Source organism: Lapillicoccus sp., assembly GCF_036559105.1.
Taxonomy (GTDB): domain Bacteria; phylum Actinomycetota; class Actinomycetes; order Actinomycetales; family Dermatophilaceae; genus Lapillicoccus.
The window spans coordinates 1-20,467 of the sequence record NZ_DATBTV010000099.1; the positions used below are offsets into that span (position 1 = coordinate 1).

Annotated in this window: 24 protein-coding genes and 1 pseudogene; 18 read left to right on the forward strand and 7 right to left on the reverse strand. The window is 70.1% G+C overall.

The features are described 5' to 3' along the window. Positions 1-271 (forward strand): GNAT family N-acetyltransferase (locus VIG79_RS12625; RefSeq protein WP_331886109.1); only part of this gene is annotated, 271 nt, incomplete at its 5' end. Positions 272-366: 95 nt separating this feature from the next. Here VIG79_RS12625 and VIG79_RS12630 read toward each other — a convergent pair. The 3 genes from VIG79_RS12630 to mmsA form a co-directional block, all read right to left on the reverse strand. Further along, the gene (locus VIG79_RS12630) at positions 367-1,485 is read right to left on the reverse strand and encodes a sugar-binding protein (protein WP_331886225.1); all 1,119 of its coding nucleotides are present in this window, start codon (positions 1,483-1,485) and stop codon (positions 367-369) included. Positions 1,486-1,553: 68 nt separating this feature from the next. Then, positions 1,554-2,840: a multiple monosaccharide ABC transporter permease gene (mmsB, locus tag VIG79_RS12635; RefSeq protein WP_331886111.1), complete on the reverse strand. Its 1,287-nt coding sequence runs from the start codon at positions 2,838-2,840 to the stop codon at positions 1,554-1,556. A 36-nt stretch (positions 2,841-2,876) separates the two neighbouring features. Continuing rightward, complete coding sequence (mmsA, locus tag VIG79_RS12640; RefSeq protein ID WP_331886227.1) at positions 2,877-4,415, reverse strand: multiple monosaccharide ABC transporter ATP-binding protein; 1,539 nt, start codon at positions 4,413-4,415, stop codon at positions 2,877-2,879. Between the two features lie 544 nt (positions 4,416-4,959). Between mmsA and VIG79_RS12645 the strand changes: the two genes are divergently transcribed. The 10 genes from VIG79_RS12645 to VIG79_RS12690 all read left to right on the forward strand — a co-directional run bounded on the left by VIG79_RS12645 (position 4,960) and on the right by VIG79_RS12690 (position 12,497). Next, the gene (locus VIG79_RS12645; protein WP_331886113.1) at positions 4,960-5,955 is read left to right on the forward strand and encodes a LacI family DNA-binding transcriptional regulator; all 996 of its coding nucleotides are present in this window, start codon (positions 4,960-4,962) and stop codon (positions 5,953-5,955) included. Positions 5,956-5,962: 7 nt separating this feature from the next. Then, the gene (locus tag VIG79_RS12650; RefSeq protein ID WP_331886115.1) at positions 5,963-6,373 is read left to right on the forward strand and encodes a DoxX family protein; all 411 of its coding nucleotides are present in this window, start codon (positions 5,963-5,965) and stop codon (positions 6,371-6,373) included. Positions 6,374-6,503: 130 nt separating this feature from the next. Beyond that, positions 6,504-8,273, forward strand: a complete 1,770-nt coding sequence (locus tag VIG79_RS12655; RefSeq protein ID WP_414672630.1) for a proline--tRNA ligase — start codon at positions 6,504-6,506, stop codon at positions 8,271-8,273. After that, positions 8,270-9,040, forward strand: coding sequence for an HAD family hydrolase (locus tag VIG79_RS12660; protein WP_331886119.1), 771 nt, complete (start codon positions 8,270-8,272; stop codon positions 9,038-9,040). Before VIG79_RS12655 ends, VIG79_RS12660 begins: the two co-directional genes overlap by 4 nt. Before the next feature lie 6 nt (positions 9,041-9,046). Further along, on the forward strand, positions 9,047-9,841 hold the full coding sequence (locus tag VIG79_RS12665; protein ID WP_331886121.1) for a sulfite exporter TauE/SafE family protein: 795 nt from the start codon (positions 9,047-9,049) through the stop codon (positions 9,839-9,841). Positions 9,842-9,902: 61 nt separating this feature from the next. Continuing rightward, positions 9,903-10,436, forward strand: a complete 534-nt coding sequence (locus tag VIG79_RS12670; protein ID WP_331886123.1) for a ferric reductase-like transmembrane domain-containing protein — start codon at positions 9,903-9,905, stop codon at positions 10,434-10,436. Between the two features lie 114 nt (positions 10,437-10,550). Then, positions 10,551-11,117, forward strand: coding sequence for a hypothetical protein (locus VIG79_RS12675; protein WP_331886125.1), 567 nt, complete (start codon positions 10,551-10,553; stop codon positions 11,115-11,117). Further along, a complete protein-coding gene (locus VIG79_RS12680; protein ID WP_331886127.1) occupies positions 11,063-11,335 on the forward strand; it encodes a hypothetical protein in 273 nt (90 codons plus the stop codon). Before VIG79_RS12675 ends, VIG79_RS12680 begins: the two co-directional genes overlap by 55 nt. Continuing rightward, a complete protein-coding gene (locus tag VIG79_RS12685; RefSeq protein ID WP_331886129.1) occupies positions 11,332-11,757 on the forward strand; it encodes an FMN-binding protein in 426 nt (141 codons plus the stop codon). The genes VIG79_RS12680 and VIG79_RS12685 overlap by 4 nt, the downstream gene beginning before the upstream one ends. After that, a complete protein-coding gene (locus VIG79_RS12690; RefSeq protein ID WP_331886131.1) occupies positions 11,754-12,497 on the forward strand; it encodes an FAD:protein FMN transferase in 744 nt (247 codons plus the stop codon). Before VIG79_RS12685 ends, VIG79_RS12690 begins: the two co-directional genes overlap by 4 nt. Here VIG79_RS12690 and VIG79_RS12695 read toward each other — a convergent pair. Further along, the gene (locus VIG79_RS12695) at positions 12,479-14,461 is read right to left on the reverse strand and encodes a thioredoxin domain-containing protein (protein WP_331886133.1); all 1,983 of its coding nucleotides are present in this window, start codon (positions 14,459-14,461) and stop codon (positions 12,479-12,481) included. The genes VIG79_RS12690 and VIG79_RS12695 overlap by 19 nt on opposite strands. Positions 14,462-14,807: 346 nt before the next feature. Between VIG79_RS12695 and VIG79_RS12700 the strand changes: the two genes are divergently transcribed. Both VIG79_RS12700 and VIG79_RS12705 read left to right on the forward strand, forming a co-directional pair. Then, complete coding sequence (locus VIG79_RS12700) at positions 14,808-15,731, forward strand: diiron oxygenase (RefSeq protein WP_331886135.1); 924 nt, start codon at positions 14,808-14,810, stop codon at positions 15,729-15,731. Beyond that, positions 15,728-16,168, forward strand: a complete 441-nt coding sequence (locus VIG79_RS12705) for a DUF4873 domain-containing protein (RefSeq protein ID WP_331886137.1) — start codon at positions 15,728-15,730, stop codon at positions 16,166-16,168. Before VIG79_RS12700 ends, VIG79_RS12705 begins: the two co-directional genes overlap by 4 nt. A 33-nt stretch (positions 16,169-16,201) precedes the next feature. Here the strand turns inward: VIG79_RS12705 and VIG79_RS12710 are convergent, their stop codons facing one another. Continuing rightward, positions 16,202-16,903, reverse strand: a complete 702-nt coding sequence (locus tag VIG79_RS12710) for a TetR/AcrR family transcriptional regulator (protein ID WP_331886139.1) — start codon at positions 16,901-16,903, stop codon at positions 16,202-16,204. 56 nt (positions 16,904-16,959) lie between these two features. On the opposite strand from VIG79_RS12710, the gene VIG79_RS12715 reads away from it, so the two are divergent. The 5 genes and pseudogenes from VIG79_RS12715 (at position 16,960) to VIG79_RS12735 (ending at position 19,732) form a co-directional block, all read left to right on the forward strand. Further along, on the forward strand, positions 16,960-17,439 hold the full coding sequence (locus VIG79_RS12715) for a VOC family protein (RefSeq protein ID WP_331886141.1): 480 nt from the start codon (positions 16,960-16,962) through the stop codon (positions 17,437-17,439). A gap of 95 nt (positions 17,440-17,534) precedes the next feature. Next, positions 17,535-17,660, forward strand: coding sequence for a hypothetical protein (locus tag VIG79_RS12720; RefSeq protein WP_331886143.1), 126 nt, complete (start codon positions 17,535-17,537; stop codon positions 17,658-17,660). Between the two features lie 130 nt (positions 17,661-17,790). Continuing rightward, positions 17,791-18,936: a N(5)-(carboxyethyl)ornithine synthase gene (locus tag VIG79_RS12725; RefSeq protein ID WP_331886145.1), complete on the forward strand. Its 1,146-nt coding sequence runs from the start codon at positions 17,791-17,793 to the stop codon at positions 18,934-18,936. A 111-nt stretch (positions 18,937-19,047) separates the two neighbouring features. Continuing rightward, a pseudogene (locus tag VIG79_RS12730) lies at positions 19,048-19,251 on the forward strand (hemolysin III); the annotation flags it as partial. A gap of 112 nt (positions 19,252-19,363) precedes the next feature. Beyond that, complete coding sequence (locus VIG79_RS12735; protein ID WP_331886147.1) at positions 19,364-19,732, forward strand: hemolysin III family protein; 369 nt, start codon at positions 19,364-19,366, stop codon at positions 19,730-19,732. Here VIG79_RS12735 and VIG79_RS12740 read toward each other — a convergent pair. Then, positions 19,704-20,111, reverse strand: a complete 408-nt coding sequence (locus VIG79_RS12740) for a hypothetical protein (protein ID WP_331886149.1) — start codon at positions 20,109-20,111, stop codon at positions 19,704-19,706. The two genes, VIG79_RS12735 and VIG79_RS12740, sit on opposite strands and share 29 nt — an antisense overlap. After that, positions 20,104-20,340, reverse strand: coding sequence for a hypothetical protein (locus VIG79_RS12745; RefSeq protein WP_331886151.1), 237 nt, complete (start codon positions 20,338-20,340; stop codon positions 20,104-20,106). The genes VIG79_RS12740 and VIG79_RS12745 overlap by 8 nt, the downstream gene beginning before the upstream one ends. Positions 20,341-20,467 lie beyond the last annotated feature (127 nt).

Consider the following 20,467-nt stretch of genomic DNA (forward strand, 5'->3'; position numbering starts at 1 on the left):
CGTCTGGGTGGAGGGCGACGAGGTTCTGTTCAAGGCCGACGTCGGCTCGGCGGCCGTGGACGCCGCGCAGATCCAGGGGGTGTGGCTGGCGCCCCGGCTGCGTGGGCACGGGCTCTCCGAGGACCTGATGGCTGCGGCGACGGACCTCATCCTCGAGCACGTCGCGCCACTGGCGACCCTCTACGTCAACGACTTCAACGCGCCGGCGCGCGCGACCTACCGAGCTATCGGGTACCGGGAGGTCGGCGCCTTCACCACGGTCCTGCTCTAGCCACACGCATACCCCCGGTATGCGAAAGGGCCCGTCCCCCAGGGGAAACGGGCCCTTCGGCGTGGCGTCAGGTCGACGACCGGCGGTGCCGGTCCTCAGCCAGCCGCGTTGACGATCGCGAGGAGCGTCGGGTCGTTGGCGTAGGCCTCCTTGGCGTTCGCCTTGGTGACGATCACCGGGGTGAGGAGCTGGGCCGGGACGACCTTGACACCGTTGTTGTACTGCTTGGTGTCGTTGATCCCGGGCGGCGGGGCCTGGCCCTTCTGGAGCGCCTGCACCATCTTGATCGTGTCGGCCACCAGCGCGCGGGTGTCCTTGTTGATGGTGGAGTACTGCTCGCCGGCCATGATCGACTTGACCGACTCGACCTCGGAGTCCTGACCAGTGACGATCGGGATGGGCTTACCGCCCGCCTTGACCGAGGTGATGATGGCCCGAGCGAGGGTGTCGTTCGGGGAGAGCACGCCGTCGAGCGTGGCGCTGGCGTAGTTGGCCGACAGGAGCGTGTCCATCCGCTTCTGTGCGTTCTCGGCCTTCCAGCCCTGCGTGACGACCTGGTTGAAGCTGGTCTGGCCCGAGGTGACCTTCAGGGTGCCGTCGTCGAGCTTCGGCTTCAGCACGTCCATGGCTCCGTCGAAGAAGACCTGGGCGTTGGCGTCGTCCGGAGAGCCGGCGAACAGCTCGATGTTGTAGGGACCGTTCGGCTTCTTGGCCTTCATCCCGTCGAGCAGAGCCTGACCCTGGAGCTGGCCGACCTTGCGGTTGTCGTACGCGATGTAGTAGTCGACGTCGGGGGTGTTCTTGAGGAGTCGGTCGTAGGCGATGACGGTCGCGCCGGAGTCCTTGGCCGCCTTGGCCTGGGTGCCCAGCTGCGCGCCGTCGATGGCACCGATGACGATGACCTTGGCCTGCTTGGTGATCATGGCCTGGATCTGGTTCTGCTGCTCAGACACGCCACCGTTGGCGAACTGGACGTCAGGGGTGAAGCCGGCCTGCTTCAGGCCGTCGTTGAAGAGGCCCTCAGCGAGGACCCAGTTCTCCGACGTCTTCTGAGGCAGCGCGACGCCGATGGTGGCGTTGGCCGGGAAGCCGGCGCTGGAGCCGCCGGTCGAGCCCGACCCTCCGCCCGATCCGGAGTCGGCAGCGCGACCGCAACCGGTAAGTGCGAGGGCAGCCACCGCAGTGACTCCCACCACCTTGGCGATGAGACGCATATGCATGTTTCCTTTCTGCTCGCGCCCCGGCGGGACGCGGGTATGTGGGTGCGGTGAGAAGGTCGCGGTCAGCTTCGCTGGCCGAGGGTCTCGTCGAGCTTCTCGATCTCCGAGGCTGCCGTTGGCGCCTCCACCGCGTCACCGCCGGATCCTTTGGATCGACGGTTGCGCATGAACAAGCCGCTGATGGACGGCTTGCCCTGCGACTTGTTGTAGATGTCGAAGGCCACGGCCACGAGCAGCACGAGGCCCTTGATCATCTGAGTAGCGTCGGCGCCGGCTCCGAGGAGCTGTAGGCCGTTGTTGAGAACGGCCATCACGAGACCGCCGATGATCGACCCGATGACGGTGCCGACCCCGCCGCTGACGGCTGCGCCACCGATGAACACCGCGGCGATCGCGTCGAGCTCCCAGCCGACGCCGTCGAACGGTCCGGAGGCGGTGGAGCGCGCCACGAACATCATTCCGGCGAGGGCGGCGAGGAACGACATGTTGGCCATGACCAGAAAGTTGACCCGCTTACTGCGAACACCGGACAGCTCGGCGGCGTGGCGGTTGCCGCCAACCGCGTAGATGTGCCGCCCGATGATGGTCTTGCTGGCAACGAACCCGTAGATCAGGACCAGCGCGATGAGGATGAGCCCGGGAACCGGGAAGCCCTTGCGACCCGAGGCGATGAGCAGCATCGCTCCGAAGACGACGATGCAGATGAGGGCCATTCGTGTGTAGGTGATCCAGGAGTCCTCGACCGTGGCGCCGATCTTCACCAGCTGGCGGCGGCCCCGCAGGGTGCCCCAGATGATGCCCGCGCAGGCGAGGATGCCGAGCAGCACCGTCAGGTTGTTGTAGCCCGTGCTGGGGCCGACCTCGGGAAGCGTGCCGGCTCCGATCACCTGGAACTCGGGCGGCACCGGGACGGTGTTGGACTTGCCGACGAACTGGTTCGCGCCCCGGAAGAAGAGGAAGCCGGAGAGCGTGACGATGAAGGCGGGGATGCCGACGTAGGCCACCCAGAAGCCTTGCCAGACGCCCACAAGGGCGCCGAGGGCCAGTCCGAGGAGGATGCCGCCCCACCAGGGCACGCCCCAGTCGCGCATGGAGATGGCGACGACGATGCCGACGAACGCCGCGACCGAACCCACGGACAGGTCGATGTGGCCGGCGATGATCACGAGGACCATGCCGATGGCGAGAACCAGGATGTAGGCATTGCCCTGGATGATGTTGTTGACGTTGTCGGGCTGCAGGGTCAGACCGCCCGTGAGGATCTGGAAGAGGATGATCAGCGCCGCGAGGGCGAAGATCATCCCGAGCTGGCGGGCGTCGCCCCCGAAGATCTGCTTGACCTTGTTCATCGCGTTTTCCGGCTTCCTCTGAGAACTACGGTGAGATCAGGCGCTGGCCTGGGTCGGGACGTCTGACCTCGACGAGGTCTTGGTCATGAGGCGCATCAAGGACTCCTGGTCGGCGTGTCCCTTGTCGAGGACGCCGGTGATCGCTCCTTCGCAGATCGTGTAGATCCGGTCGGAGAGGCCGAGCAGCTCGGGCAGCTCGGACGAGACGAGGATGACGCCCTTACCCTCGGCGGCCATCCGCTGGACGATGCCGTAGATCTCGAACTTGGCGCCGACGTCGATGCCGCGGGTCGGCTCGTCGAGGATCAGCAGGTCCGGCTCGGTGAACAGCCACTTGGCCAGCACCACCTTCTGCTGGTTGCCGCCGGAGAGCTTGGACACGCCCTCGTCCACGTTCGGCGCCTTGGTGCGCATCGACTTGCGGTACTCCTCGGCGTACTTGTACTCCTCACGCTCGTCGACGACGAGGCCGTGCGTGATCCGCTTCAGCTTGGCCGACACGGTGGTCCGCTTGATGTCGTCGAGGAGGTTGAGCCCGAGGGTCTTGCGGTCCTCGGTGACGTAGGCCAGGCCGGCGTCGATCGCCGCGGGAACCGACTTGAGGTGGAGCTCCTGGCCATCCTTGAGCAGCGTGCCGCTGACGAAGATGCCGTAGGACTGACCGAAGATGCTGCGCATCAGCTCGGTGCGGCCCGCGCCCATGAGACCGGCGAAGCCGACGATCTCCCCCCGGCGGACGTAGAAGCTCTCGCTCTTGCACACCAGCCGGTCCGCGACGTTCGGGTGGCGGACGGTCCAGTCCTTGACCTCGAACAGCTTCTCCCCGATCTCCGGGACGTGGTCCGGGAAGCGGGACTCGATGTCACGACCGACCATGCCGCGGATGATCCGGTTCTCGTCGACGCCGTCCTCCTTGACCCGGAGGGTCTCGATGGACTTGCCGTCGCGGATGATCGTGATGGAGTCGGAGATCTGCTCGATCTCGTTGAGCTTGTGGCTGATCATGATGCAGGTGACGCCGTTGTCCCGCAGACCCGACATCAGGCCGAGCAGGTGCTGGGAGTCGCCCTCGTTGAGGGCCGAGGTCGGCTCGTCGAGGATGAGGAGCTTGACCTCCTTCGAGAGCGCCTTGGCGATCTCGACCAGCTGCTGCTTCCCGACGCCGATGTCCTTGATCTTGGTGTCGGGGTTCTCGTTGAGCCCGACCCGGGCGAGCAGCTCGCTCGCGAGCTTGCGCGTCGTCATCCAGTTGATCACCCCGCCGTTGGTGACCTCGTTGCCGAGGAAGATGTTCTCGCCGATCGACAGCTCCGGGATGAGCGCGAGCTCCTGGTGGATGATGACGATGCCGGCGTGCTCGCTGTCGCGGATGTTGTTGAACTCCACCAGCCGGCCGTTGAAGTGGATCTCGCCGTCATAGCTGCCGGCCGGCCACACGCCCGACAGGACCTTCATCAACGTGGACTTGCCGGCGCCGTTCTCCCCGCAGATCGCGTGGATCTCGCCGCGCTGAACCGTCATCGAGACGTTCGAGAGCGCCTTGACGCCCGGGAACTCCTTGCTGATGTCGCGCATCTCGAGGATGACCTGACCGGCAGGGACGTCACCCTCATCCGAGCCGGGCGAGGAGACGCTGTCCTGGAGACTGGGGTCGGTGCTCATCTGACCGTCATCACTTCCTCGTGACCGAGCGAGACTGCGGTGGACTGGGGGACCTGGCGGCCTGCGAATCTCGGCGGTCCGGCAGGCGGGCAGGGGCCCAGGGCGCTCGATGATTCTGACCTACAGGGCGTCGGTTGCGTGAGCAGTTGGCCGCCTCTGACCAGTCACAAGGACGTAACGATCCCTACGCCCTGGATCGGGGTTGTGCTGCGGCGCTCAAGCTACCGACATCGTTGTCAGACAACGCGGACTACTGAACCTCATGAGCGGCTCCGACGTCAAGCGGCAGCGGGCAAGCCGTGACCGTACCTCTTCGCCCGATCCGCCTCGTGGCAGGCGAGATTGACGTATCCGTGGTTGACGTTGCCCGTTCTGCTCTGAATAGTGAGGTGCTGTGCCAACGTTGTCGCACCAGGGGGCCTACCAGCCCTCCGAGGACGGACCGAGCCGTCCGACGATGGCCGATGTTGCGCGTCGCGCCGAGGTGTCGATCAAGACCGTGTCTCGCGTGGTGAACGGCGAGGCCGGGGTGAGCCCCGCCACCACGGCGCGGGTCCGCGCGATCATCGACGACCTGGGCTTCCAGCGGCACGCGGGCGCGACGATGCTGCGCACCGGGCGCTCGGACCGGATCGGACTCGTCGTCGAGGACCTGGCCAACCCGTTCTACGCTCAGCTCGCGGCCGGCATCGAGCGCGAGGCGCGGCTGCGGCAGCACCTGTTGATCAGCACGTCCTCCCAGCAGTCCGCTCAGAACGAGGCCGAGCTGGTCGACGCGCTCGTCGCCCAGCGCGTGGCGGGCCTGGTGGTCGTCCCGATCGCGACCGAGCCGTCGGAGGCTCTGCGCGCCGCCGCTCGCTCGGTGCCCGTCGTCTGCGTGGACCGGCCCCAGCCGGACCTCGGTGCCGACACGGTGCTCAGCGACAACGACGGTGGGATGCGCAGCGCCGTGGAGCACCTGGCCGCCCATCGGCACGAGCGGATCGGCTTCCTCGGCGACGACCAGTCGATCTGGACCGCCCGTCAGCGCAGGGCCGGCTTCGCCTCCGCGGCGGCGTCCCTGGGCCTCCGCGGGCCGCTGCGGTCCCGTGTCGGTCCGTACGCCGCTGGGGAGGTCGCCGACCTGCTGAGGCAGTGGACCGTCGAGCCGGACCCGGTCACGGCCGTCATCACCGGCAACAACCGGGTGACCCTGACGGTGCTTCACGCGATGCGCGAGGCCGGCGTCGTGCTGTCGTTGGTGGGGTACGACGACTTCGAGCTGGCCGACGTCGTCGACCCTCCGGTCACGGTCGTGCACCAGGACCCGATGGTGCTCGGAGAGCGGGCGGTCCAGCAGATCTTCGCGAGGCTCGCCGTCGGCGCGGGGGAGCCGACCACGGTTATCGTTCCCACCCGCCTCATCGTCCGCGGGTCGGGGCGCCCGATGGAGGTGGCCGGCGGGGTGGTCTGATGGCCCGATGGCCGGTTCCCCCAGCGCACCCCTCACCCGCCGCATCGTCGGGCTCGCCCTGCTGTTCGTCGCCTCGGGCACCACCCATCTCGTGCGTCCGCAGGTCTTCGAGCCGATCGTGCCGCACGCCCTGCCCGCTCGGCGCGAGCTGGTGTACGTGTCAGGCGTCGCCGAGCTCGTCTGCGCCGCGGGGCTGCTGGTCCCGGGTACCCGGTCGGTGGCGGGCTGGGGCTCCGCCGCGCTCCTCGTCGGGGTGTTCCCAGCGAACGTCCAGATGACCGTGGCCGCGGCGAAGCGCTGGCGACGCCACCCGGACGACCCCAAGCGGGCGGCCTTCCTCGCGGGCACGGTCGCGCGGCTGCCGTTGCAGTGGCCACTGGTCAGGGTCGCCCTGAGCGCGACCGGACGGGACGTCTGAGGGGAAGCGGCTCCGCGCAGACCAATAGCCGGGTGAGAAGCGGACCCCGGCGCGGATATCCGGCCCACCGCACCGTTTCTCCTCGAGGCCCCACCCGGCCCACCCGATCCCGGAGTACCCCACCGTGGCCATGCGCATGTCGACACTGTTCCTGCGAACCCTTCGTGAGGACCCTGCCGACGCCGAGGTGCCGAGCCACCGGCTGCTGGTCCGGGCCGGCTACATCCGCCGGGTCGCGCCGGGGATCTACACGTGGTTGCCGCTGGGCCTGAGGATCCTGCGCCGGGTCGAGCACATCGTCCGCGAGGAGATGGACGCGATCGGCGCCCAGGAGCTGCTGTTCCCCGCCCTGCTGCCGCGCGAGCCCTACGAGGCGAGCGGCCGCTGGACGGAGTACGGCGACAACATCTTCCGGCTCAAGGACCGCAAGGGCGCCGACTACCTGCTCGGACCGACCCACGAGGAGCTGTTCGCCCTCACGGTCAAGGACCTGTACTCGTCCTACAAGGACCTGCCGGTCACCCTCTACCAGATCCAGAACAAGTACCGCGACGAGGCTCGTCCGCGGGCGGGAATCCTGCGCGGCCGCGAGTTCGTCATGAAGGACGCGTACTCCTTCGACGTCGACGACGCCGGGCTGCAGAAGAGCTACGACCAGCAACGCGAGGCCTACACGAGGATCTTCGACCGCCTCGGCTTCCACTACGTCATCGTCGAGGCCATGGCCGGAGCCATGGGTGGCAGCAAGAGCGAGGAGTTCCTCGCCACGGCGGAGAACGGCGAGGACACCTACGTCCGCTGCCCGAACTGCGGGTATGCGGCGAACGTCGAAGCCGTACGCGTACCCGTTCCCCCGTCCGTGGACTGGACGGACGCCCCCGCGGCGCACGTCGAGGACACGCCCGAGACGCCGACCATCGCCACGCTCGTCGACCACCTCAACGAGCGCTTCCCTCGTGACGACCGCCCCTGGGCGGCCGGCGACACCCTCAAGAACGTCATCCTCACGGTGACCGCGCCCGACGGCACGCAGGAGATCCTCGCGGTCGGCCTTCCCGGTGACCGCGACGTCGACGAGAAGCGTCTTGGCGCCCAGCTCGAGCCGTCCGTCGCCACGGTCTTCGAGGACTTCGAGCACCACCCCGAGCTGGTCAAGGGGTACATCGGACCGGCGGCCCTCGGCGCCGACAAGCCGGCCGGGGTGCGCTACCTCGTCGACCCGCGCGTCGTCGACGGCACCCGCTGGGTGACCGGCGCGAACGAGCCCGGTCACCACGTCGTCGACCTCGTCGCGGGGCGCGACTTCACCGCCGACGGCACCATCGAGGCCGCCGAGGTGCGCGCCGGCGACGAGTGCCCCAGCTGCGGGCACCAGCTGGAGGCCGCCCGCGGCATCGAGATGGGCCACATCTTCCAGCTCGGTAGGAAGTACGCCGAGGCGCTGGGGCTGAAGGTCCTCGACGAGACCGGCAAGCTCGTGACCGTCACCATGGGCTCCTACGGGGTGGGCGTCTCGCGGGCCGTCGCGGCCATCGCCGAGGGCAACTACGACGAGCACGGGCTCTGCTGGCCCCGGGAGATCACCCCGGCCGACGTGCACGTCGTGGCGACCGGCAAGGACGACGAGGTCTACCTCAAGGCGCAGGAGATCGTCGGCGAGCTCGAGGCGGCGGGCCTTGAGGTCATCTACGACGACCGCAAGCAGGTCAGCCCGGGCGTGAAGTTCAAGGACTCCGAGCTCATCGGGGTGCCCACGATCGTCGTCGTCGGCCGGGGTCTGGTCGACGGCACCATCGAGGTCAAGGACCGGCGCTCGGGGGAGCGCCGCGTCGTCCCGGTCGGCTCGGCGGTGGCTGAGGTGGTCGCGGAGGTCCGCGGCACCCGCCATCCCGCGACATGACCGGGGACGTTCGGGGCGGCAGGGACACAGGGGGGAACGCCGGTAACGTCGGCGCGGTCATCTTCGACTGGGGCGGCACGATCACGCCGTGGCACACCGTCGACATCGACGAGCAGTGGCGCGTCTTCGCCCGCGAGTTCCACCCGGAGGCCGAGGCGGGTCTCGCCGACGAGCTGGCCGCCCGCATCTGGGAGGCCGAGAGTTCGGGCTGGTCCCGCGGGCGCGACGAGGGCGCCTCGGCCCGCCTCGAGGACATCCTCGCCGAGGCCGGGATCGTCGCCGACGACCCGCGCGCCGTGGCGGGCCTCGCCGCGTACCAGGCGTTCTGGGAACCCCACACGTGGACCGACCCTCAGATCCGGCCTCTCTGGGAAGGGCTGCACGACAACGGGATCCGGGTCGGGGTCCTGTCGAACACGATCTGGTCCCGGGAGTACCACCGCGGCCTGTTCGAGCGGGACGGCGTCCTCGATCTCGTCGACGCCGACGTCTACTCCAGCGAGACGCCCTGGGTGAAGCCGAACCCGGAGATCTTCCGTGACGCCTCGCGGCGGATCGGCGTCGAGCCGGCGCGGTGCGTCTACGTCGGCGACCGCGGGTACGAGGACGTGCACGGTCCGCAGTCGGCAGGGATGCGGGCGATCCTGGTGCCGCACAGCGACATCCCGGAGAGCCAGCAGGTGCGTCACGACGCGACCCCCGACGCCGTGGCCCACGAGCTGCTCGACGTCCTCGACATCGTGTTGCGGTGGGACGGGCGTCGCTGACCGGAGATGCCCGACGCCACGGTGGACCCGACACTGCTCACCGTCGCCTTCATCGCCGCGGCCGCCCTCGTCGCCGGCTGGGTCGACGCGGTCGTGGGCGGCGGTGGGCTCGTCCAGCTGCCCGCACTGCTCCTCGGGTTCCCGACGGCGTCGCCGGCGCAGATCCTGGCGACCAACAAGTTCAGCTCGATCTTTGGGACCACGACGAGCGCTATCACGTACTACCGGCGCGTTCATCCGGACCTGCGCACCGCACTGCCCATGGCGGGCGTCGCCTTCCTCGGGTCGGTCCTCGGGGCGCTGATCGGACTGCACATCCCCAAGGCCGCGTTCAACCCCATCGTCCTCGTCTGTCTCGTCGTCGTCGGCGCCTACACGCTCCTCAAGCCGGACCTGGGCCGGGAGACGGCCCTGCGGTGGAGCGGACGCAAGCACCAGGTAGCGGCGATGCTCATCGGCTTCGTCATCGGGGTCTACGACGGCGCCCTCGGACCGGGAACCGGGTCGTTCCTCGTCTTCGCCCTCGTCGGGCTGATGGGGTACGCGTTCCTCGAGGCCAGCGCCAAGGCCAAGATCGCCAACGTCGCGACCAACCTCGGTGCCCTGGTCGTCTTCGCACCCGGCGGCTACATCATGGTCAAGGTCGGTCTCGTCATGGCCGTGGGCAACCTCCTCGGCGGCTACCTCGGTGCCCGGACCGCGGTCCGGTTCGGCAGCGGGTTCGTGCGAGTGGTCTTCATCGTCGTCGTGTCGGCGTTCATCGTGCGGATCTCCCTCCAGCTGCTCGGCGTGTGGCCCTGACATGGCCCGGCCACAGAGGACGTACAGAGAGGCGCACCAGGATGTGCTGACGTGCGACCCCGTGGTGACCGTGGAACCGTCGGCACCGCAGCTCGCGTCGCGAGTGGTCGACGGCGCCGCACGGGCCACGGGGGGGCGCCCGGCCAACGACCCGGACTGGTGGCGTCAGCTGGCGGCCGCGATGGGCTGCCTCGCCGTCGTGTTCGTCGTCGGCCTCTGGGTCACGGGTCAGGGGCCGCAGGAGCTGGGCTCGGTCAGCGGCGCGCTCCACTCGTTCGGCCGGCTGACCGCGTTGCTGTCGTCCGTGCTGCTCCTCATCCAGGTCGTCATCATGGCGCGAGTCCCGTTCCTGGAGAGCGGGTTCGGGCATTACGCCATCGTGCGGACGCATCGCCTGGCGGGGTTCACGTCGTTCAACCTCCTGTTGGCGCACATCCTCCTCTCGACGCTCGGGTATGCCGCCTCGACCCGCCTCGGGATCTGGGGCACCCTCGTCGACTTCGTTGTCAGCTACCCGGGGATGCTCCTCGCCATGGCCGGCGCCGTCGCGCTGACCATGGTCGTCGTCACGTCGGTCCGGGGGGCCCGCGCGTGACTTCGGTACGCGACCTGGCACCTGCTGCACCTGTACTCGTACCTCGGGGGCGGACTCGCCCTCCCGCCCCAGCTCTGGACCGGGCAGGACTTCGTCGGGAACCTCGCCGTCACGGTGTTCTGGTGGACCCTGTATGCGGTCGCGCTCGGCTGTGTCGTGGGGTTCCGCCTCGCCCTCCCGCTGGTCCGGTCCTCTCGCCACCGGCTCGTGGTCGACGAGGTCCGCCGCGAGGCGCTGGGCGTGACGTCGGTCGTCGTGTCGGGGCGCGACATCGACCGGCTCGGCGCGCGCGCCGGGCAGTACCTCCTGTGGCGGTTCCTCGGCCGGCCGGTCTGGACTCGCGCCCATCCGTTCTCGCTGTCGGCCGCACCGGAGCGGTCGCGGCCGCGGATCACGGCGGTCCACGTCGGTCCCGACTCGACCGCGCTGGACCACCTCCACCGCGGCGCGCGGGTCCTCGTCGAAGGCCCGTGCGGACGGCTGCACGCCGGCGTCCGGACCGGCGACAAGGTGCTGCTGATGGCGTCGGGCATCGGGGTCACCCGAATGCGGGCGCTCCTCGAGGGGCTGCCCACCGACCCGGCGACGTGGTCCTCGTCGACCGGGTCCACTCGGCGGCCGACGTCATGTTCCGGGACGAGCTGGCCGCGCTGGCCGCCGAGCGCGGCGCGCGGGTCGTGACCGTCCCGGGGCCGCGCATCCGCAGCCGCGGTAGCTGGCTGCCGCTGTCGGCGGAGCTCCTCGACGACGTCGAGGCGTTCGTGCACCTGGTCCCGGACGTGGCCGTGCGCGACGTCTACCTCTGCGGCCACGAGGAGTGGATGGATCACACGCGCGCCGCCGCGGTCGGAGCCGGCCGCGAGACGGACCGGATCCACGTCGAGAGGTTCGTCTGGTGAGGCGGACCGCGGTGTGGATGCTCGGGACCGTGACGGTCCTGGTGCTGCTGTTCAGCTACCACACGTGGACGTCGAGCCGGTTCGCTCCGAGCCGGGTCGCCGTGGCGGGTCGCGATGCGACCGACGACGCGCCGGACCTGCCGGAGTCGGGCACCTTCGACGGCGACCCGGTCGTGACGCGGTTGGGGGCGGTCCAGGTCCGGATCACCGTGGCGGGAGGGCGGATCGCGTTGGCGGAGGCTCTTCGGGTGCCGAACCGGGACCGCCACGACGTGCTCGTCAACGAGCGGGCCCTGCCCATTCTCAACGCCGAGGCGGTCGAGGCGCAGAGCGCCCAGGTCGAGCTGGTGTCGGGGGCCACGCTCACCTGGCAGGGCTACACCCAGTCGCTGCAGCCGGCGATCGACCGGGCCGGCGCATGAGCCGCCGCGCCTGGGTCGAGCAGGTGATGGGGATGCCGGTGAGCATCCACCTGCGCGGCCCTGACGTGCGGAGTCGCGAGGCGGAGCGGGCCGTCGCTGCCGCATACGCCGAGCTGGTCCGGCTCGACGGCCTCTTCTCGACGTACCGCCCTGAGTCGCCCCTGAGCCGGCGCCGGCGAGGGGACCTGGCCGCCGGGTCGGACGAGCCGTTGTTCACGGAGGTCGAGGGGCTCTGTGGGGTCGCATCGGAGCGGACCGGTGGGGCGTTCACCGCCTGGCTGCCGGACGATGCCGGCGAGCTCCGCTACGACCCAACCGGCCTGGTCAAGGGCTGGGCCGTCGACCGCGCCGCTCGCGAGCTGACCGGCCTGACGTCGACGTCGTGGTCGGTCAACGCCGGCGGTGACGTCCTCGTCGGCCGGCATCACCACGTCCCGCCGGAGGGCGCCGACGCGGCCCCGTGGCGGATCGGGGTCGAGGACCCCCGCGACCGCACCCGGATGGTCGCCGTGGTCCCGTTGTCGACGGGCGCCGTCGCGACGTCCGGCACCGCCGCCCGAGGCGCACATCTCTACGACCCGGTGACGCGGCAGGCGGTCGACCGCGTCGGCTCGATGACCGTCGTGGCGGACACCCTGCTGTGGGCGGACGTCTGGGCCACGGCACTGTTCGTCGGTGGCGACGCAGCGCGAGAAGCGTTCGCGCGCAACGCTCCCGGCGCTCAGATGTTCGCGGCCTGAAGCTGCCGACGCAGCTCGGCGGGGTCGGTGGTCGGGCGGTCGCAGACGAACCCCCGGCAGACGTAGGCGGCCGAGCGACCGTCCACGAGCGGACGGTCCGCCAGCAGGGGTATGCCGCCCGCGTCGGGTTCGCCGGCCACCAGGACCAGTCCCGGGGAGGTCGCGGCGCGGGCCTCGGCGACCAGGGCGTCCAGCTCCGAGCCCGATCCGACCACCGCGACCTGGAGGGGGCCGGCCGCCCGGGCCTCGGCGACGGCGAGGGCCCAACCGGCGAACCGCGGGTTCTGCGCGGCGACCGCCCCGACGGCGTCGACTGCCGACGACGCGGCGTCGAGGTGTCGGGGCGAGGCGGTCAGGGCGCCGTACGTGAGCAGCGCTCCGGCGAGGGACGTCGTCCCGGAGGGCTCGACGTTGTCGCCGACGGCACGTGGCCGGGTGAAGAGCGGTTCGGCGTCGTCGGCGGTGTCGTGGAAGCCGCCGTCGTCGGCGGCGAAGTGCCGCAGCGCGGTGTCGAGGAGGTCGCCCGCGGTGGCCAGCCAGCGAGGGTCGGCGGTCGCCTGGTGCAGCGCGAGGAGGCCTTCAGCCAGGTCGCCGTAGTCGTCGGCGACGCCGACCGCCTTGCCCACCAACCCATCCCGCGACGAGCGTCGGAGCCGGCCGTCGACGAGATGGGTGTCGAGGAGGAACGTCGCCGCGCGCGTCGCGGCCTCGACGTACCGGGGTTCGCCGAGGATCGAGCCCAGGTCCGCCAGGGCGGCGACGGCCAGCCCGTTCCAGGCGGTCACCACCTTGTCGTCCCGTCCCGGCTGGGGCCGACCGGCGCGAGCGGTGAGCAGCCGCGAGCGGACGTCGTCCCACCACTCCGGGTCGGCCGGGTCGACCGGCAGCTGGAGCGTGGAGAGACCGTCCTCGAAGGTGCCGTCGTCGGTGACGCGGAGCAGGTCGGCGGCGCGTTCCCCGTCGTCGGCGCCGAGGACCGCATCGAGCAGTGGGCGGCTCCACGCATACGTGAGGCCCTCCACCCCGGCCGCGTCGGCGTCGAGGGCACTCGCGAACCCGCCCTCACTCGTCCCGAGGTCGCGCACCAGGAAGTCCGCGGTCTCGCGCGCGACCCGCTCGGCGAGCGGCGACCCGGTGGCCCGCCACCAGTGGGCGTAGACCCGGGTCAGCAGCGCGTTGTCGTAGAGCATCTTCTCGAAGTGCGGCACGACCCAGGCGATGTCGACGGCGTAGCGCGCGAAGCCGCCGGCCAGCTGGTCGTAGATCCCTCCGCGGGCCATCGCCGTGCAGGTGGCGTCGACCATCTCGAGGGCGCCGGGGTCGCCGGTGCGGCCGTGATGACGCAGCAGGAACTCGAGGGCGAGCGACGGTGGGAACTTGGGGGCTCGCCCGAATCCGCCTCTGGCCGCGTCGAACTGGGGACGTAGGGCCGCGGCCGCCGCGTCGAGATGTCCGGTGGTCAGCGCATGTGGCGGTGGAGTCGTGGCCTCGCGGAGCGCCCCCACGATGTGGGTGCTGCTGGCCAGGACCTCGTCACGGCGGGTCGTCCAGGCGTCGGAGACCGCGTCGAGCACCTGCAGCAGCTGCACCTTCGGGAAGTAGGTCCCACAGAAGAACGGCTCGCGCTCCGGGGTCATCAGCACGGTCATCGGCCAGCCGCCCTGACCGGTCAGCGCCTGGGTCGCGGCCATGTAGACGGCGTCGACGTCGGGGCGCTCCTCGCGGTCGACCTTCACCGCGACGTACCCCTCGTTGAGGACCCGCGAGACCTCGGCGTCCTCGAACGACTCGTGGGCCATGACGTGGCACCAGTGGCACGCGGAGTAGCCCACCGAGAGGAACACCGGGACGTCGCGCTCGGCCGCGGACGCGAACGCCGCCGGCTCCCACTCCCACCAGTCGACGGGGTTGTCGCGGTGTTGCAGCAGGTAGGGACTGGTCGCGGTGGCCAGGCGGTTCGGCACGCTGCAGGCTATCGAGCCCCTCGGCGGGGCCGCCGCCGAGGCCCGGGCGCGAACGCGCCGGAGCACCGGAGCCGGTCGCCACGTGGAGCTCACCCTCACGGCGAAGACGCCCCACCGTCGGATCGGTCGCGTCGCGCGACATGTCGCGCTGGGTGTCGTGATCACAGCGGCGCGTGCGACATGACCCGCGATATGACGATGGCGGGAACGACCGCACCCTGACGGGGTTCACTCCCCACTGATGACCGCCGGTTGTCGACGCCACGTCGTCGAGGCCGTGTATCAGGACGACACCCTGCGGCCCTCCTCACCGGCATTCGCCACCCCGCTTAAGGAGCACGCCCTCGTGACCGCGACGACCCTCGAGCCCACCTCTCGACCGACCGACCCGATCGGCCGCCAGGCCCACAAGGCGCGGCAGCTGCTGACCGCCTCGACGAAGCACTCCTACGATCCCGAGCTCGACATCGACTGGACCGCGCCGCTCACGCCGGGCAAGTGGTTCCTGCCCGAGCACCGCTGCACGCTGTTCGGAACCGACCTCTGGAACCGGCTGACGATGGAGCAGAAGCTCGCGGTCAGCCGCGAGGAGATGGCCTCGTCGATGGCCCTCGGCGTCTGGACCGAGCACATGCTGCTGCAGCTCGTCGCGCGGTATGTCTACGACCGCGACATCGCCACTCCCGCAGTACAGTTCGCCCTCACCGAGGTCGCGGACGAGGTCCGCCACATGATCATGTTCGCCAACGTCGTGGAGTCGATCGGGGCGACGACGTATGCGGTTCCGTGGAAGGTCCGTGAGAGCGGCCGGCTGCTGAAGACCGCCTTCCCGGTGCAGGGCCTCTGGGCGCTCATCCTGCTCACCGAGGAGATCTTCGACCGGATCCAGCGCGAGATCGCAGCGGACGAGAGTGCGCAGCCGGTCATCCGCGCCATGTCGCGGATCCACGTCGTCGAGGAGGCGCGCCACATCAGCTTCGCTCGCGCCGAGCTGGACACCTTCGTCCCGAGCCTCAACAAGGCCGAGCTGGCCGGGCTACGCACCGTACTCGCCCTGACCATGTACACGTTCGGCCAGGAGCTGTTCAACCCCGAGATGTACCGCCGGGCCGGGCTGGACCCCCGCGCGGCGCGCAAGGCGGCGATGAGCAACCCGGCCAACAAGGCCACCTTCGCCTGGGCCGCCAAGCGGGTCGTGACGCACTACCGCGAGATCGGCCTCATCGGCGGGTCCAGCGAGAAGATCTGGCGCGCGGGCGGGTTCCTGTGACGGCCGTCGACCTCGTACCCGGAGCCCGCGGGGCCGTTGCCCTCTCACCCAGGCCCCACGCACCCGGAGCCCACGCGACCGGAGCCCACGCTGCGGGTACCCACGGGACCGGTGAGCTCGAGGACCACGACGACGGCTACCAGGGCGACGCGCTGCTCGTCACCGCCGACCACGAGATCGCGGTGGTGGCCGCGCTGCGTGGCTTCTTCCAGTCGGTCGACGGCCGGTACCGGTGGCACGGGCGCCTCGCGGCGCCCGCGGACACCCCGGACGCGCTCGACGTCCTGGCCGGCGCGCGTCACCAGGCGGTGCTCGTGACGCCGGACGGCATGAGCCGCTGCGACATCTACGAGCAGGACCTCTGGGGCCGGTTCAAGGTCAGCGGCGTCGGCCGTCCCCCGTTCGCGGTCGACACGACGCTGCCGGACGAGGACTGAGCGGACTCCAGCCATGGTCCCCGCAGGCTCTGCTCAGGACCGCCGTCGCGTCAAACCCTCCGGCGCCTCGCACGTGAACGTGCGCTGCAGGGTGGTCAGCAACCAGGTGCGGTAGCCGTCGACGTCGTGGTCGAGCTCGACGCGGACGAGGTCCCAGGTCTCGAGTCCCAGCAGGACGTACAGCACCGTCGTGGCCCACTCCACGTCACGCTCGCGCGGGATCATCCGGGCCTTGCCGAGGGCGGTGGCTAGTCGTCCCATGTCCGCGCGGTGGCCCTTCTTGCCGGCGTCCCACAGCTGCGCGACGTCCGGTTCCACGGCGGCGGCTCCGCGAGCCACCGAGAACATCGGTCCGGTCCGCTCGTGCAAGGTCGTCGTGCCGTCGACGATCAGGCGCAGCTTGGCCTGGGGATCCGGTTCCCCCAGGGCGTCGGTGAACCAGCCGCGGGCTGCCACCGGAACCTCGTCGTCGTCGCCGACGATCGCGGTCTCGACGACCTCCTTCAACAGCGCGGTCTTGGTGGCGTACTGCAGGTACACGGTCTTCTCGGCCACGCCGGCGGCGAGGGCCACGGCGCGCATCGAGGTGGCGGCATACCCCTGCGCGAGAAAGAGATCGGTGGCTGCCGACCGGATCCGTCGTCGGGTCTCCCGCGCGGCCGCCTGTCGTTTGGGGGCGTCATAGGCCCGGGCCGTTGGTGTGCCGTCGGCCGTACCGGCCCTATCCCTACTCATCCTCTCGACGCCTTTCCCTATTGACTACAGTGACACTGGCGTGGTTTCCTGATTACATGAGCACTGTAGCGAATAGCCGGACCCCGGGTTCGTTGCCGCCACTGGGTCTGCTGTCGGTCAAGATCCCCGTCGCGGACCTCACCAGCAGCCGCGCCTGGTATGCGGAGGTGTTCGGGCTCACCGTAGAGCTGGAGTGGCCCGACGCGGACGGCGTCGTCCGCGGGGTCGGCTTCGCGCCGATCGGGGGAGTCATGATCGCCCTCCGCGAACACCCCGAGGCGGCCGCCGCGACGAAGAACTTCGGGTTCCTCAACATCTCCGTCCCGCGCGAGGACGACCTCGCCGCCTGCGCCGAGCACCTCGACCAGCTTGCCATCCCGCACACCCCGGTCATCAACGGCGCCACCGGGCGGCTTATCGGGTTCCACGACCCCGACCGCCATGAGCTGTCGTTCTACGCCGGCTCCGGCACCGGGGCCCGCTCCGACGCGTTGCGCCACGTTCGGGACGCTCGCGCGGAGGAGGCGTCACGATGAGCGTCGCGGTGCGGGCCATCGGGTCTGGCGGGGGGCCGCGGCACGTTGTCCACCTGCCCCGCCCGGCGTCGCGGCGACCGCCGACGTCACTCGTCATGGCTCTCGCACTGGCGTTCGCCCTGGTGCTGGCCGCGCTCCTCCTCTTCACCACCCTGACGTGGGCCGCCTACGGACCCGACCGCCCCATCCCCTCGCCGCGTCCGCTGTCCTCGCTGGGCTGACGTCACTCGGCGCTTTGGCGTTGTCCCTAACCGGGTAGCACCCGGGTGGCACGACGCCGAGCGCCCAGACCCAACCCGCCGTCCCGGTCGGCCCGCTGTGCTAGACAGGGCATCGACCTAAGGGGCGTGCGTGGAGCAGCGGAGCGTCGGGATCATCGCGAGGTCGCGCAAGGCCGACGAGCGGCGGCTGGCGATCCACCCCCGTCACCTCGACCGCATCGAGCCGGAGCTGCGGGACAGGGTGTTCCTGGAGACCGGATACGGCGAGCACTTCGGCGTGTCGGACGAGCAGCTCCGGCCGCTGGTCGGCGGGCTCCGTTCTCACGAGCAGCTGTTCGCGGACTGTGACATCATCCTGCTTCCCAAGCCGCTGCCTGCGGACCTCGCCGAGATGCGTGCGGGGCAGGTCCTCTGGGGATGGCCGCACTGCGTACAGGACGTCGAGATCACCCAGCAGGCGATCGACCGGCGACTGACGGTGATCGCCTTCGAGGCGATGAACCACTGGACTGCGGACGGGGCGTTCAGTCTCCACGTGCTGCACAAGAACAACGAGATCGCCGGGTACGCCTCGGTCCTGCACGCCCTGTCACTCGTCGGGTCGACGGGGGACTACGGCCGGAAGCTGACCGCGGCGGTCATCGGGTTCGGGGCGACCGCGCGGGGTGCGGTGACGGGCTTGGCCGCGTTGGGCGTCACCGAGGTCGACGTCCTCACGCAGCGGGCGGTCGCCGCCGTCGCGTCACCGATCCACTCGGCCCGGCTCGTCCAGTTCGGTCTCGACGAGAGCGACCCCAGCCGCAACGAGGTCGAGACCCCGAACGGCCCCCAACCCCTGGCCGGCTACCTCGCCGCACACGACATCATCGTCAACTGCGTACTCCAGGACCCCAACCGCCCGATGATGTTCCTCGATACCAGCGACCTGCCGCAGCTGCCTCCGGGAACCCTCGTCGTCGACGTCTCGTGTGACGAGGGGATGGGCTTCGCGTGGGCCCGCCCGACGTCGTTCGAGGAACCGATCATCACCGTCGGCGAGGACGTGAGGTACTACGGCGTCGACCACAGTCCCTCGTACCTGTGGGACTCCGCGACGTGGGAGATCAGCGAGGCCCTGCTGCCCCACCTGGCCACCGTGCTCGCCGGGCCGACCGCGTGGGCGGCGGACCCGACCATCAGCCGCGCGGTCGAGATCGAGGAGGGCCGGATCCGCAACCGGAGCATCCTCGAGTTCCAGTCCCGCTCGGCCGAGTTTCCGCATCTCCGCCGGACCTAGGCGGAGTCGGTCTCTGTTGACCGCCGGGTAGCCTGGAGAACGGCGCGGCACGGCTCCTCGCTTCGTGGGCGCCCAACGGTCGGGGGCGCTACATCGCGGGAAAGCGGCTCCGTGGACACGACCCCGAGAAGTAGGGACGGCAGCCTCCACGTCACCGACGAGCGCTTCAACACCGTCTCGCACATTGTCGGTCTCTGCTTCGCCCTCGTCGGCGCCGGGCCGCTCATCTCCCAGTCCAGCGTCGAAGGCGACCCCTGGAAGATCGTCGGGCTGAGCGTCTACGGCAGCTCGCTCATCCTGCTGTTCGCGACCAGCGTGCTGCACCACGGTCTGGACCGCGGCCCTCGCGTGAACGGCGGGCTCCGCACTCTCGACGACGACTCGGTGTTTCTTCCTCATCGCCGGCACGACCACCCCGCTGGTACTCGTGCGCTTCCGCAACACCTACGGCTGGACGGTCCTCGGCGGGGTGTGGGTGAGCGCCGTGACCGGCATCGTGCTCCGCTCGGTCTGGCCCCAGCTGCCGAAGTACGTGACCGACACGCTCTACATCGTCCTGGGCTGGCTGACCGTCCTGCTGGTCGGCGCGGACTCCTCGCTGCCCCTGGGCGCGCTGGTGCTGCTGGGCCTTGGCGGGATCTGCTACACCGCGGGGTTCGTGATGTTCGTGATGTTCGTGGTCGAGAGGCCGAACCCGTGGCCCGGCGTGTTGGGCTTCCACGAGCTGTGGCACCTGGTCGTCGTGGCCGCGCTGTTCCACTACCTGCTCATGTACTTCTACGTCCTGCCGGCGTAGCGCGCCATCGCGCGAGGTAGCGACCCAGCCGAGCGGACGCATACGAGGCTGCCGTCCGGACCAGCGTCGGCGTACCGGACAGCGAGGCGCGCGCGTGGACCTTCCCGGCCGTCGTGAGCCGTACCCGGCCGAGGTCGCGCCCACGGGAGGTGACCCGGACCGGGATGCCGGCGAAACGGGTCGCGGGCGACGAGCGGACGAGGTCGCGGCGCGGGCCGCGCGGCGGGACGCACCGCAGCAGCGTGGCCGGATCCCGTACGTCGAGAACCAGACCGGTGTCGTCGTTCGTCAGGTATGCAGTGGTCGAGCCCCGATCGTCGCCGACCTCGAGCACGAGGTCGGCGACGAGCACCAGCGAGGGGCGAGCAGGGTCAGGCACGGGAGCCGTCGGACGCCCCGCGGTTGTCCTTGTCGGCCGTCGTGATGCGCAAGGTGCCGTTCAGCTTCCACGTCGCGCGGGCGCTGTCGGGCCCGGTCGACCTGGGCACCTCGACCGCCATGTCGACGAACGTGTAGTCGATGGTGGCCTCCTTGCCCGTCAGGTAGGACCACATGTCCCGGCCGAGGTCGGAGAACGAGGTGGTGTCGGTGAGGGTGTCGCTGGACATGAGGGCTCCTGGTGTCACGGTGGGGATGGGAAACAGCCGCCCGAGACGAACGCTCCGCCGCACACAACCGCTGCCTCACTATGCGGCCGTCCCGACGCCCCGGCACCGCCAGATCCGTGTGGGGAGA

Excerpts from the sequence above, each read along its gene's own strand:
- VIG79_RS12630 (WP_331886225.1), bottom strand. The coding sequence starts at position 1,485 with ATGCGTCTCATCGCCAAGGTGGTGGGAGTCACTGCGGTGGCTGCCCTC.
- mmsB (WP_331886111.1), bottom strand. The coding sequence starts at position 2,840 with ATGAACAAGGTCAAGCAGATCTTCGGGGGCGACGCCCGCCAGCTCGGG.
- mmsA (WP_331886227.1), bottom strand. The coding sequence starts at position 4,415 with ATGCGCGACATCAGCAAGGAGTTCCCGGGCGTCAAGGCGCTCTCGAAC.
- VIG79_RS12645 (WP_331886113.1), top strand. The coding sequence starts at position 4,960 with ATGGCCGATGTTGCGCGTCGCGCCGAGGTGTCGATCAAGACCGTGTCT.
- VIG79_RS12650 (WP_331886115.1), top strand. The coding sequence starts at position 5,963 with ATGGCCGGTTCCCCCAGCGCACCCCTCACCCGCCGCATCGTCGGGCTC.
- VIG79_RS12655 (WP_414672630.1), top strand. The coding sequence starts at position 6,504 with ATGCGCATGTCGACACTGTTCCTGCGAACCCTTCGTGAGGACCCTGCC.
- VIG79_RS12660 (WP_331886119.1), top strand. The coding sequence starts at position 8,270 with ATGACCGGGGACGTTCGGGGCGGCAGGGACACAGGGGGGAACGCCGGT.
- VIG79_RS12665 (WP_331886121.1), top strand. The coding sequence starts at position 9,047 with ATGCCCGACGCCACGGTGGACCCGACACTGCTCACCGTCGCCTTCATC.
- VIG79_RS12680 (WP_331886127.1), top strand. The coding sequence starts at position 11,063 with ATGTTCCGGGACGAGCTGGCCGCGCTGGCCGCCGAGCGCGGCGCGCGG.
- VIG79_RS12690 (WP_331886131.1), top strand. The coding sequence starts at position 11,754 with ATGAGCCGCCGCGCCTGGGTCGAGCAGGTGATGGGGATGCCGGTGAGC.
- VIG79_RS12710 (WP_331886139.1), bottom strand. The coding sequence starts at position 16,903 with ATGAGTAGGGATAGGGCCGGTACGGCCGACGGCACACCAACGGCCCGG.
- VIG79_RS12715 (WP_331886141.1), top strand. The coding sequence starts at position 16,960 with ATGAGCACTGTAGCGAATAGCCGGACCCCGGGTTCGTTGCCGCCACTG.
- VIG79_RS12720 (WP_331886143.1), top strand. The coding sequence starts at position 17,535 with ATGGCTCTCGCACTGGCGTTCGCCCTGGTGCTGGCCGCGCTCCTCCTC.
- VIG79_RS12745 (WP_331886151.1), bottom strand. The coding sequence starts at position 20,340 with ATGTCCAGCGACACCCTCACCGACACCACCTCGTTCTCCGACCTCGGC.